Annotated in this window: 11 protein-coding genes; 2 read left to right on the top strand and 9 right to left on the bottom strand. The window is 49.2% G+C overall.

Translation table 11 applies throughout. The features are described from left to right. The coding region (locus PsW64_RS27810) for a hypothetical protein (protein WP_206599566.1) at positions 1 to 417 on the top strand (417 nt) is incomplete at its 5' end. Between the two features lie 188 nt (positions 418 to 605). On the opposite strand, the gene PsW64_RS18465 is transcribed toward PsW64_RS27810, so the two are convergent. From PsW64_RS18465 to PsW64_RS18425, 9 genes are all read right to left on the bottom strand, one after another. Further along, a complete protein-coding gene (locus PsW64_RS18465; RefSeq protein WP_063304513.1) occupies positions 606 to 1,220 on the bottom strand; it encodes a TetR/AcrR family transcriptional regulator in 615 nt (204 codons plus the stop codon). Positions 1,221 to 1,231: 11 nt separating this feature from the next. Next, positions 1,232 to 2,089: a crotonase/enoyl-CoA hydratase family protein gene (locus PsW64_RS18460; protein ID WP_063304512.1), complete on the bottom strand. Its 858-nt coding sequence runs from the start codon at positions 2,087 to 2,089 to the stop codon at positions 1,232 to 1,234. 318 nt (positions 2,090 to 2,407) lie between these two features. After that, entirely contained in the window at positions 2,408 to 5,632 is a 3,225-nt protein-coding gene (locus PsW64_RS18455; RefSeq protein ID WP_063304511.1) for a 2Fe-2S iron-sulfur cluster-binding protein, read from the bottom strand. A 406-nt stretch (positions 5,633 to 6,038) separates the two neighbouring features. After that, positions 6,039 to 6,422, bottom strand: coding sequence for a hypothetical protein (locus tag PsW64_RS18450; protein ID WP_063291507.1), 384 nt, complete (start codon positions 6,420 to 6,422; stop codon positions 6,039 to 6,041). Between the two features lie 225 nt (positions 6,423 to 6,647). Next, complete coding sequence (locus PsW64_RS18445) at positions 6,648 to 7,184, bottom strand: adenylate kinase (RefSeq protein WP_063304510.1); 537 nt, start codon at positions 7,182 to 7,184, stop codon at positions 6,648 to 6,650. An 11-nt stretch (positions 7,185 to 7,195) separates the two neighbouring features. Next, positions 7,196 to 7,390, bottom strand: coding sequence for a helix-turn-helix domain-containing protein (locus PsW64_RS18440; RefSeq protein ID WP_063291505.1), 195 nt, complete (start codon positions 7,388 to 7,390; stop codon positions 7,196 to 7,198). 34 nt (positions 7,391 to 7,424) lie between these two features. Further along, on the bottom strand, positions 7,425 to 8,570 hold the full coding sequence (locus tag PsW64_RS18435) for a helix-turn-helix transcriptional regulator (RefSeq protein ID WP_063304509.1): 1,146 nt from the start codon (positions 8,568 to 8,570) through the stop codon (positions 7,425 to 7,427). A 186-nt stretch (positions 8,571 to 8,756) separates the two neighbouring features. Then, entirely contained in the window at positions 8,757 to 10,079 is a 1,323-nt protein-coding gene (locus tag PsW64_RS18430; RefSeq protein ID WP_208980873.1) for a sensor histidine kinase, read from the bottom strand. Further along, complete coding sequence (locus tag PsW64_RS18425) at positions 10,069 to 10,773, bottom strand: response regulator transcription factor (RefSeq protein ID WP_082827085.1); 705 nt, start codon at positions 10,771 to 10,773, stop codon at positions 10,069 to 10,071. The genes PsW64_RS18430 and PsW64_RS18425 overlap by 11 nt, the downstream gene beginning before the upstream one ends. Positions 10,774 to 11,008: 235 nt before the next feature. Between PsW64_RS18425 and PsW64_RS18420 the strand changes: the two genes are divergently transcribed. Continuing rightward, the gene (locus tag PsW64_RS18420) at positions 11,009 to 11,419 is read left to right on the top strand and encodes an OsmC family protein (protein WP_063304508.1); all 411 of its coding nucleotides are present in this window, start codon (positions 11,009 to 11,011) and stop codon (positions 11,417 to 11,419) included. Positions 11,420 to 11,432 lie beyond the last annotated feature (13 nt).

The raw sequence follows: 11,432 nt of genomic DNA, 5'->3' as shown, positions 1-11,432 counted from the left end.
CATCGGCATCGGCATCGGCATCGGCATCGGCATCGGCATCGGCATCGGCATCGGACAAACCACAAAGCCAGCACTTTAAATCAAGTCAGCAAAAGCGCAGCAGCTCATTTAACTCAGCACACCCAAGCCGAAGAGAACGCTCAATTCAATCCGGCACCGCATCCACCACAACAAGAAGGTTCTGTTTTAGCCCGATACTGCACCCACCACGACAAAAGCGCGTTCGCATCAGCCCTGCACTTCACCGCAAATACTCCTGTCCAACATGCGACAAGCACAAACGACATCAACACCCAAAGCAAACGGCCAAACTCAAACCACCTCAAGCCTTCAAATCAAGCCAATTCCAAATATCAACTCAATCCCGGCAACCCAATCACCACCAACAAAGTCTCAAGGAGAACATTACAGGAATAGACCAGGATCAAAACAAGCCTCACTATCAAAGCCAACACCAGACAACCCGACTATCGGTAAAGCCCGAGTTCTTTGATAATCGAATAATGAATTTGTTAAGTAGATCGCGCTCTGCTGTAGGCTATTTTACATTTCGCCAAGCTGGAATGCACCATCCGGCTTTCATATAGAAAGGAGGCAAGGGCCAATCATCGAAGTAAAAATTGCTCCAACAGGTAGCGCCCGTCATAGTCCCAGTGAGACAACCGGCCAGTATGCCCCATCACTAACAACCCCATGCAATGCGCAATCGCACCAGCCGGCCATTCCGGAGACCGTCCTCCAGCACGAGCGCACCCCTCAATCAATGCAATCACCCTACTAACTTGCACGTTAAGAACACCATCAAGCTCACGCCCCAATCCAACCCGCTTCAATCCACTGAACACATACAAACCCAAAGCAAGATCATTCGGGCGTTCATTATAGAAATCAAAGAATGCAAGTACACCAGCCTGAGCCTTCTCTTCTATAGACAAGCAGGTTTCAATGGCCTCGGTAACGTTGATATGCAGCTGCTCTAGCGCTTCTTGTAAAACAGCACAGTAAAGCTCTTCTTTGCTATGAAAATAAGGGTAGATCGCACCGGTCGTACATCCGGCAGTTCGGGCAATGGAGCGCATCGAAGCCCCGTCGAGACCTTCTTTTGTGAAAACATCACGTGCAGCATTCACAATGAGCGACCGGCGTGCCCCTCTCAGGTGATCTGCCCGCATTTGGCGGGCATCAACCTTGGTGCTTTCTTGATCATGTAAATCAGGCATCGTTTCTCACATTAAAGAGGCGCATTAATCGGGCGATTAGCGGTCCAATCAAATGTGCCCTGATCACGCTCGCGAACAGCCTGTTTCCAAGACACGTCTTCCGCCCGCTGTTTAAAATTCATGCCTTCAGGGCTATGGCGCGTAATACCATCAAAGAGCGTCGCTATCATTTGCGTCTGGTAAAGCCCCATGGACTCAATCGCCTGGTTGATCATGAGTTTTTGCATCATCAGCTGGTTCACCGGAATACCAGCCATCCGCTCAGCAAGCTTTTCAACTTCCTCATCAATTTGATCTAAGGGCACAGCTTTATGGATCAGACCAATTCGCTCTGCCTCTCGACCATCAATTTTGTCGCCAGTCAACAGCATGCGTTTTGCACGTTCCGGGCCAAGCCGATAAACCCACATTGCAGTTGTAGGACATCCCCACACTCGGACCGGCATGTAACCAATATGCGCATCCTCTGCCATAACAATCATGTCAGAACACAATGCAATGTCGGAACCACCTGCAACGGCATGGCCATGCACTTTTGCAATGACAGGCCGATAACTGCGCCACAACGACATAAATAGATCTGTGTTTTGTTTCATGAAGGCATAATCCTTCATAGGATCCCAAGGCATTTCCTGAACACCCGGATTACTTCCCTCCGTTTCAGCATAAGCCGTCAGGTCATATCCCGCACAAAACGCAGGCCCATTACCGCCAAGCACAATGACATGAACACCGTCATCTGAGTTCGCCCGTGCCACACAAGCCGCCAGCTCTTGCGGAATATCCATATCAATAGCATTCATCACCTCAGGCCTGTTCAGTGTAATGCGTGCGATACGGCCATCTTTTTCATAAAGTACCTTAGTCATAGTTCCCTCCCATAACGACTCAATAAAAATATAACACCGTTATATTTGAGGGAATTGGCCAATGGGAGAATCCAGCAGCCCAATCAACCTCTGGAATTTTCAGCCCTTAAAGTTGCTCTAAGTTCGGTTGAGCATTACGGCCAATAGCAATAAGGGCGTAATCCACTGATCTAGATGAATACATGCTCTCGCCAATTCAGAAGTCTCGACAAACAGCGCGCATTCTAACTTAGCTACAGGAGAGCACTAGAAAGTTATAAGAGGCGGAAACAACAGCTCCCACCTCAAAACGTCAAAACCACATCATGAAAAATTCGTCTAGAGCTCAAGTCGAAGCTCGGCGCCCTCATTCTTCGCCCGGGAACAGCACAGAACCAGAGTGTCTTCTTTTTCTTTCCCACTCAGCACGAAATCACGATGCTCCACTTCGGCACCTTGATATTTGGCCGTGCAGACCCCGCAGATGCCATCCGAGCATTTGGTTGGCACGGAAATTCCCTTCTCATTCAGGACATCAGCTGCGCTCTTGTCCTCCGGGATCTCAATACGCTCACCAGTTGACGCCAGTTTTACAAAAAAGCTTGTGTTGACATAATCACCCTGATCTGGAACCGAGAAATACTCTTTATGCAAGCTCTCCTCAGACCAGCCTTGAGCAGCAGCAGTCTCCAGCACTCCATCCATAAAGACATCCGGACCACACGTGTAAATATGATAGCCGTCTTCAAAGTCAGCCAGAATTGTACTCAGATCTGCCCGCGTTCCTTCACTAGAACAATGAATGAAAGTCTTATCCGCCCAAGGTGCTCGCTGAATTTCATCGATGAACCCAGCCTTGTGGCGATGACGGAAACAGTAGTGCAACTCAAAAGGCTTCCCAAGCACATGCAAACGATGCGCCATTGCAATCATTGGTGTCACGCCAATTCCACCACCAAAGAGTAGGGTTTTCTTTGCATCTTCATGCAACGGAAAATGATTGATCGGCTTGGAAATGAAAACCCGGCGTCCTTCATCGAAGATCCGGTGCATGAGCGCTGAACCGCCGCGCCCCTCTTTTTCTTCCAAAACACCAATCACATATTTACTGCTGTCTGCCGGATCGCCCGCCAGTGAGTATTGGCGCAAAAACTCAGGAGCCACAACTACATCAATATGCGCTCCGGCTTCAAACACAGGCAACGGCGAGCCGTCGTCCAGCATAAACTCGTAGCGGGATACACCTTCCGCTTCCACATCCACCTTAGACAGGCGAACTGCTAAGACCGGAGACGAACTCGCACTGACCTCATAAACAGGAGCCAGGTCATTCGACCCAGCAGCAAGGCGGGCTTTGTATTCCTCAGCTGAAATCATACCCTGATAGGCCTTGATCCCAGCTTCCCGGTCCATCATGAACGGAAATGGCCATGGATGCGGCGCAAGATTGGCTGGATACACCGCCAGCGTCTGATCTTCATATTTAAGATCAAGGTCGAGCTGCAATTCGCGCGCATTGGTCTCTTCAGCGATCACATAATTACCATCACCGCTCGCAACCAGATCCCACCACCACTTTTTGACAGGGTTTATGGATCCGTTGCCAAGCTTGTCATCCAGCTTAGCAAGAACTTTGGCAGAAGATGGCAGCTTCATTGCTGTCCAGCGGAACGGAGCTTCGCTGAACAATCCTTCAAGATTCCACGGACATGTTTTCATGCAGCGACCACACAAAGACCCAGCAGGCTGGGACACACGGTAACGCGCGCACTTCTCAGAGTCTGACTTCCAGATCTCGTAGCCATTGAACATACGTTTCGGCCCAGCTGTGATCGCTCCAGATGGACACTCACGCGCACATTTATTGCAGCTTTCACAAAAGCGTTGCAGACCAAAATCAATTGGCTTGTCGTAGGTGAACGGCATATCCGTCGTCACCACGCCGGACTTTAAGCGCGGGCCAAGGTAAGGGTTCAGAATAACCTCGCCAATACGGCTCACTTCACCAAGACCAGAAAGCAGTAATAGCGGTGGCTGAAGAACTTCACCATCAACGACAGAATGACAGCGGGCAGGATACCCCAGGCGGCGGATTTGTTCAGCAACGATCCCCCCAATAATGGAGGTTCGCAGATACGCTCGCATCGACTGTGCGCCGGAGATCCAATCATCTCCGCTTGCGCCCTCCATCGTCTCATGCCCTTGATCCACCAGAATGGAGATCGCGTTTTTATGGTAAGGCGTAATTGGCTCACCGCGTGCATCATGAGAATAGTAGGCGTGATCTGGGCAGCGGGATAGGCCAACTGCATCAGCACCAAGGAAATAGAGTGCCGACTTTACGTTGGCCGCGTTTTTATCCGGGTCTACCGCACTCGGCGAAACTTCAGAGGCAGTCTCACCATCTTGCAGCAAGATCAGCGCGGCAAGCGCACGGCGGGCGCAGTACCCCATCGGGTTTTTGGCGAGATAACCGCCATTTTTGGCAGCTTCTTGAAGGGACTTACCCATGTCGCCAAAAAGAGCACGCGCAAACATGTCCGTCCGTTTGGGGACACGTGGCACGCGCGGTTCGTCAATAAAGGTCGTTGTCTCATCAACCCGCTTGATCTTCTCAAACGGAAACGCCCCCATGTGGTAATCGCGGTTCTCAAACGGTTTGCGATTGAAGGCATTCTTGAATGTCCCCATGCCTAGCTGCCATGCAGGGCCGTGAGAACTCCAGATATCCGCTAGTTTCCGTGGTGCAAGTGGCAGATCAGGTGTCAGTTCAAGCGTGGTCGTCACAGCTGCCAGTGTAAACTCACGACCAACATATGGATTGGAAACGACTGTTTCACCGTCTTTCTCAAGTACTTCCACCAATCCGGCAGAAACCGCCAGCCGGTTCAGATCCACATCAGCACTGCTCGTGGTATGCGCACGCGCCTCAACACCCAACAGGCGCAGATAGTTGGCCAGAACCACAGCCACTTCAGCCGCGCGGATAGCAGAACGCTGCTCACAGGTACCCTCGATCCAATCACAACCTGGCTCATCAGCTCTCGGCTCACGCGGATGCTCCATCAGCACCACCAGCGCAGAGCCATGATGTGTCACAGGTCCCGGGGTGGATGCCGCACTATCGCGGACATCAGCCATGGTCACATCAATGCCAGCTGCCAGAGTCTTGGGCTGAAAGGTCTGAAGATCATTTGCGAGCTTATCCAGATCAGGATTGCGAAGCGATTGCTCAAGAAAATGCTCCGGAATCAGGTCACAAGTACCCATCATCGTTGCATCAAAGAAGTAGCCTGCAGCTTTGAGGTGATTGGCCCGCTCCCGCGGATCATCCGGGATCTCAGAGAGCTTGGCATTGTGGGCTCCATCGCGGATGGCATCCATGATCGCGCTGAAGGACGCCATTGAGTTGCTCAGGATCTCTGGATTATCGGCCTGTGAGAAAACCGTTTGCATCACCTCGGGCACACGCCTCAGATCAACTGCCTCATGCGTCCGCTTCAATCGTTCAGAAGGATATGGTCCAAGATGAACCTTTCTGTTTTTGTAGGAAAACAGACGCATATTACTCTCCCCCGGCCGGCTAGTTTGGCGATACTATTATGTCCCGGCTTTTTAGTTCTTGCAGCGGCTCAGTCCTCCCCGACCAAACCACTACGAAAATTCATCAATTAACTCTTAGGCATTGCTGAGCTCATGTCAACATTAAGCGCCTTCATCACTACGACTTGAAAGAAAACACGCAGCCAGACGACAATATAATTGCCATCAAGATGATCACAATTGAGTTTTTCACTCAAAACACCCAGAATATGAGGATATACTGCCAGCTATCTAAACCACTCCGACAGACAAATCAGCCTCAATGAAATTCATCCGCGTACGCAGTCATAACGACAGCTTGAACCCATAAAAAACCGCTCGGTAATGATGAACCGAACGGTTGCTCATGCGACAGTAAGACGGACTGCTACTTAATTTCGATCTCATATGTGTTCCCACCAGATATGACACGTCCTGCCGAATACATCCGAAATTTGGTCACGACCTTATCTGTGCCCCGAAAGTCTTTATCCGGCGAATAGTACAGGATCAAATCGTTCGTTTGTTTACCCGCACATTTGCCGGCTGTCTTTGGCAGTGCAGATCGGGACTGCACAAAACGAACGACACCATGCTCCGGTTTCTTAACAAAAGAGACTTTTGGTAAGGTCGCAGAGCTGCATGTTTCAGGAACGTAATAGCTATAAACGTTAAGTTTTGCAGTACGGTTTGCCGCAACCTGAGACCTGATCAACTCAGCATTTGCGCTGAATGAGAACACCACAAACAGGAAGACACAAATGTATTTCATCGCAATTCTCCAAAAATTTAAATCAAAATTATATAAACTAGAGAATCGACAAAGCACAATCAAACACATGTAATATTCATATTGAACACACAAGTAGATCTACTCTTTAATTTCACACCTATCCTTTACGTAAATCTACATTCACTCAAATAATCGCGGTGATATTTTAGAATATAAAATCTATTTTTATCTACAAAAGCCCATAAACTATTGATTATGCAATGCTCATGCAGATGTTTGCAGTACTTTTGCAACCAGATCATCACGCTCTAATCTTCCATCAAGACGCAATACAGGCATTTTGCATTCTTTCAGCCAGGCTTCATGCCTATGCCGGCTCCTGCCAGAAAAGTCGGGTTGCTCATACTGCGATGCCCACTGAAAGAAAGCCTCGTGCGTCTCAAACATGTCGCCACCTTCAAGAATACGATCCCCAAAACGTTCCATTTCTCGTTTTTTCAATCGCTGCAAGCGCTCGTCTTGCGGTACACTGATGAAAACAACAAGCGTGCTTTGAGAGACAAGCTCCTTCGCCCAGCCCTCACAAGCTCCACTCAAAACCCAACCACCTTCGCCCATCGCTGGTTTCATGAGCGCAACCCGCTCTTCTTGAGGCTGTTTTACTGCGAAGGGTGGTTCTGTTTGCTCCCAAAAGTAATCATCAGAATCCACATGAGGAACTGGAAGAGCATGAGCAAGTCGATGGCCAAGCGTGGTCGAACCTGCGCATGAAGCTCCGAAGACATGAATACGTTTATGCAATGCAAGAACCTTTATTGCTTAGACAATGAGGATGGAACTCGCGCAGCAAAATCACTGGCAATGCGAACAAGCTCACTTTGAGACCCAAAGCCAGCCTTTTCCGTTATTCGTGCCATATGATTGCGCGCAGTATTGTAGCTGATATGCATTTTGTCAGCTGTCTCCCGCATAGACAAGTCAACAACAAGACACAGTTCAGGAAACACTACATCTGAACACCATTCAAATCCTCAGGAACTGTCATCTCACGTTCTGTCGCGGCACCCTCGCAGCCAGGTCACTTGCAAGTCGAACCAACTCACTTTGAGAATTTACAGAAACCTTGTCGGCAATTCGCGCCATATGATTGCGTGCAGTGTTGTAGCTGATCTCCAGAGCGTGAGAAGTCTCTCCCACAGATGCCCCACGAACCAGATACTGGAGCAACTCAGCCTCACGTTTGGAAACCCCAAAATAACGTTGAAGGTTGTCCAACTCCGCCAAGGGCTGGTCACCCGGATCCATTATCATGCAAAGGAGTGGCTGCGGCCCGCGTACAAAGGGCGCCAGATAAGCAGGCGTCTCTGAAAGCACATTGATAGGCATCACAACAAAGAATGGATTGGGCGCCGCCTCACCATTCAGGACCAACGGTCCCAGAGGCTTACCAGACGCCCGACACCGTAAAATCGCATCCTCAAACAACTTTCGATGCTCATTATGGCGTGAGGAAATCTCTCCACGACGGTCAATAAAGAAGCTCTGACTGGAACTGAAAAATACCTCTGCCTGCTTATTGGCAAAAGCAACGTGATGCCCTTGATCCAAAATAAACGCCGCACTTGGAATACGATCCAGCCAGAAGGAGTAGGCGTCAGTCAAACCGCGTCTTTGCTCAAGATGCAATGCAACCGAAAACGCATTTTGAAAATGAGGTCTGACAGTTTCAAGAGTTTTATCAAGCTGCATTGCATCAGGACCATCAAAATCAGATTGCACTGCGACAGAAACCATGGCCGCATCCATTCCTTGACGGTGGATCATGAAGCCACGCACGCGATCAAACACTCCATAATCGCTGAAGACCAGATCAAAGAAATCAGTATCCCGAATTTCATCTTGGCTGATGAAATCCTCAGTATGAATTAAGGCATTCAATGGGGCAAATTTAGCAAATCGGGGCAATGGATTGCTCTGGCCCGCAGCAAGTATCTTTGCTTCCATGTCCTCTTTTGTATTGAGGAAAGTCATGTGATGATATTCAAGCGAGCTGAGTGAGACGATCTTGTAACAGAGCATGGTCTCACGAAAGGACGATGCCATAGGCTCAAAAGCCTGCCCAATATCCTCACCAAGAGCGATATTGGCATAAAGCCGCTGGACCATTTCATCGTGTATGCTTTGCATCACCCCACCCGAATCGGACAAATACCCCTTCTGTCTCTACGTAAATTAAATAGTAAAATTTTCAGATATCAATAAAATTGAAGAATATTTTCTTTGAACCGCCATAAATGGAAGATTCAATCTAGAAATACCCTTGTAATATCATGACGAATCTCAGTTATTCATGACAAATACAAATAATTGAAACTACTCTCTACCAGTATCAGTGGGTCTCAAAACCAGACGCGTGATGATGGCATCCTGTTGTTCTTCAAGAGTAAAATCCCAGCCCATCCGTCGTGCTATACGCTCACAAAGTGAAAGACCGAAGCCGAAGCTTTCCTCATAAACAGAGGTAGCATCCGCTTTGGTGCCAGCTGAAACGGGGTTTTCAATCTCAAAGACCCCATTTTGATAACTAATTTTGATCTCACCCTTTTGGGCATGTTGAAACGCGTTACGGATCAGATTGCCAAACAGGATCAGCAAAGGTGCTTTAGGCAACTCAGCCTCATCCTCACTCAAGTCCAGCACTTCTGTGAGCGGTTTATTGCCCTTCAGATAAGACAGTTCCTCAATACACCCTATGATTAGCTTTGCTGGCACGAGCTTCTCAACTCGCGGCGGTGCAGAGCTTTCCCTGCCCAGCCAAAGCAAAGTCTCTACAATGATGCGCATGTTCAAATTAGCCCGCTGTATCCGCTCCACGGGCACAGTATCCTTAGAACCACTTTCCTGGCTCTTCAGCAGCGCAATATTGCCGGCAATCACCGTAATCGGTGTCCGCAACTCATGGCTCGCATAACGCAGGAATGTCTGCTCACGTTCAACAAACTCAGAGATACGGGAAACAGTGTATGTGAGCTTCACAGCAAGGTTATTCAGTTCGCGGAACCTGAAGTTGGGCGGTGTCTCACCCACATTCTCAGCATTCAATGACTGAGCCCAGTTTTCCAGATTCTGGATCGGCCGGATCAACCGCTTAGATAAAATGCGCGCACTCACAAAGGTGGCGAGTAGATTGACGATCCCTACAATTGCAAAGGCAAGAAGGACCACCTGATCCTCCTCGGAGCCCTCCAGATACTCTTCTGTACTCTCAAGCGTGATGTAAAGGTTGCGGCCATCTTCCAGCGGATAGATGTACAGATAGAGATAATAGGTCTCCTTGCAGTTTCCCTCAGCATCACAGCCTCGATCTTCATCATCGTAGTACAGCTCCAGCGGCTCCAATGGCTCCTCTTTGAAACGACGAGACATTTCAGCAGGCAGCGCTTCAAGCGAAAAGGCACTCTGAATAAGGTAGGTCTCTGGCAGCGGAGCTTCAGGATTTGCCTTTACGGCCTCCTCGTAACTTTCGCCCAGATCCTCAAGTAGGTAGATGATGCTCTCATCTGAGCCAGCTACAAAGAAGATTGGCAGTAAAAACGTGTAGACCAGCAACAGCAGAATAACGCCCAGAAAGAAAGCGATACCAAGTTCACGAAAAATGCTGCGTCCGCGCACTCTGGCTGCTTTCTTATTCACCATCCACTTTCTCCCTCAGGCTATAACCCCCGTTTGCATCTCGGCAGATAATTTCAGATTCGGCAGGGCGTTGGATTTGCTGGCGAAGTTTGTACAAATGTACATTAAGGCTGTTGCTCTCCGGTGGTTCATCACCCCACAATCCACGCTCCAATTGTTCTCGGCTCACCGAGGCTGGGCTATGTTTGCTCAAAATACCCAGGATCTTCCAGGCCGTCGGAGAAAGGCGCAGAACACGATCTCCACGCTTTGCAATATTTCGGGCAAAATCCACCTGCAGATCAGCAACCTCAAACAGCTTCGCCTTCGCGCTCCGCCGTCCGGAAAGCGCTCGCAGCCTCACAACCAGTTCCTCAAACGCAAAGGGTTTAACCAGATAGTCATCCGTCCCGGCTTCAAATCCAGCCAACTTGTCAGAAAGTTCATCACGCGCAGTCAGCATCAGAACTGGGCGGTCAATACCTTCCCGGCGCAGCGTTTCACAAACTGTAAGACCATCCATCTTAGGCAACGTCAGATCAAGAATGATAACGTCAAAATAACCCTGCCGCGCAAACTCAAGACCCGCCTCACCATTGTAAGCGTGATCGCAACTAATGCCGTGGATTTTCAACACATCAGCAATCGTCCCAGCCAAATCCAGGTCATCTTCAACCAGCAGCGCAAGCAGGTTTTCAGTCTCATTCGTTGCCATCATTTTACCTGCCAAACTCGCTAATCAATTCTGCCAATTGAACACGTCCATACTGTAGCAGTATGTGCCTCACACCCAGCCACATTGTGTTTACAACATATTCCTGTAGAGCAAGCCCAATAACCAACGAGTGAACGCTGCTGTATTTTTCACCCATGCTGCATATTTACGTAAGCCGCGAGTTACTCGTATACATGCCAGACCAACTGCAAACTCCGAGAACTCTTGAGACGTTATTATGCCGATAAAAATGAAACCCAAGTCCTATGGCCCGCTGACGGTCGCGTCGCATGAGTGTGGACAGTTCTGGGTGACCAATGAGTTCGGTCATCAATACTCGGCAGGCTACGGAGACTCCGATGAGTTCTCTGCCCCCTCAGACCTGATCATGTCTGCCCTTGGGTCGTGCATGGCAATCTCTTTGGAGATGGTAGCCAGGCAACAGAAGGTCTCACTCGGAAATGTCTACATCACCGTAAAGGCTGAAAAAGCATCCACGCTGCCTCACCGCTTTGGCAGCTTCCACTTGGAATTTGCTCTCCCTGAATTTGAGAACCGCGAGAAAGCAGAGATCCTGATCAAAGCCGCCAAAGAAATATGTACGGTTTCCAACACACTAAACGCAGAAATCCGCCTCTCACTCGTCTAAGGAAGCCTTCGCC

Origin of the sequence: Pseudovibrio sp. W64 (assembly GCF_001623145.1) — a bacterium.
In the GTDB taxonomy this organism is placed as follows: Bacteria; Pseudomonadota; Alphaproteobacteria; order Rhizobiales; family Stappiaceae; genus Pseudovibrio.
Note: the sequence above shows the minus strand (reverse complement) of the source record. Positions and strands in the feature narration are given on the sequence as shown.

What these genes read in the sequence shown, in the direction of transcription:
- PsW64_RS18465 (WP_063304513.1), bottom strand. Translation starts at nt 1,220, where the DNA reads ATGCCTGATTTACATGATCAAGAAAGCACCAAGGTTGATGCCCGCCAA.
- PsW64_RS18460 (WP_063304512.1), bottom strand. Translation starts at nt 2,089, where the DNA reads ATGACTAAGGTACTTTATGAAAAAGATGGCCGTATCGCACGCATTACA.
- PsW64_RS18455 (WP_063304511.1), bottom strand. Translation starts at nt 5,632, where the DNA reads ATGCGTCTGTTTTCCTACAAAAACAGAAAGGTTCATCTTGGACCATAT.
- PsW64_RS18450 (WP_063291507.1), bottom strand. Translation starts at nt 6,422, where the DNA reads ATGAAATACATTTGTGTCTTCCTGTTTGTGGTGTTCTCATTCAGCGCA.
- PsW64_RS18435 (WP_063304509.1), bottom strand. Translation starts at nt 8,570, where the DNA reads ATGCAAAGCATACACGATGAAATGGTCCAGCGGCTTTATGCCAATATC.
- PsW64_RS18430 (WP_208980873.1), bottom strand. Translation starts at nt 10,079, where the DNA reads ATGGTGAATAAGAAAGCAGCCAGAGTGCGCGGACGCAGCATTTTTCGT.
- PsW64_RS18425 (WP_082827085.1), bottom strand. Translation starts at nt 10,773, where the DNA reads ATGATGGCAACGAATGAGACTGAAAACCTGCTTGCGCTGCTGGTTGAA.
- PsW64_RS18420 (WP_063304508.1), top strand. Translation starts at nt 11,009, where the DNA reads ATGCCGATAAAAATGAAACCCAAGTCCTATGGCCCGCTGACGGTCGCG.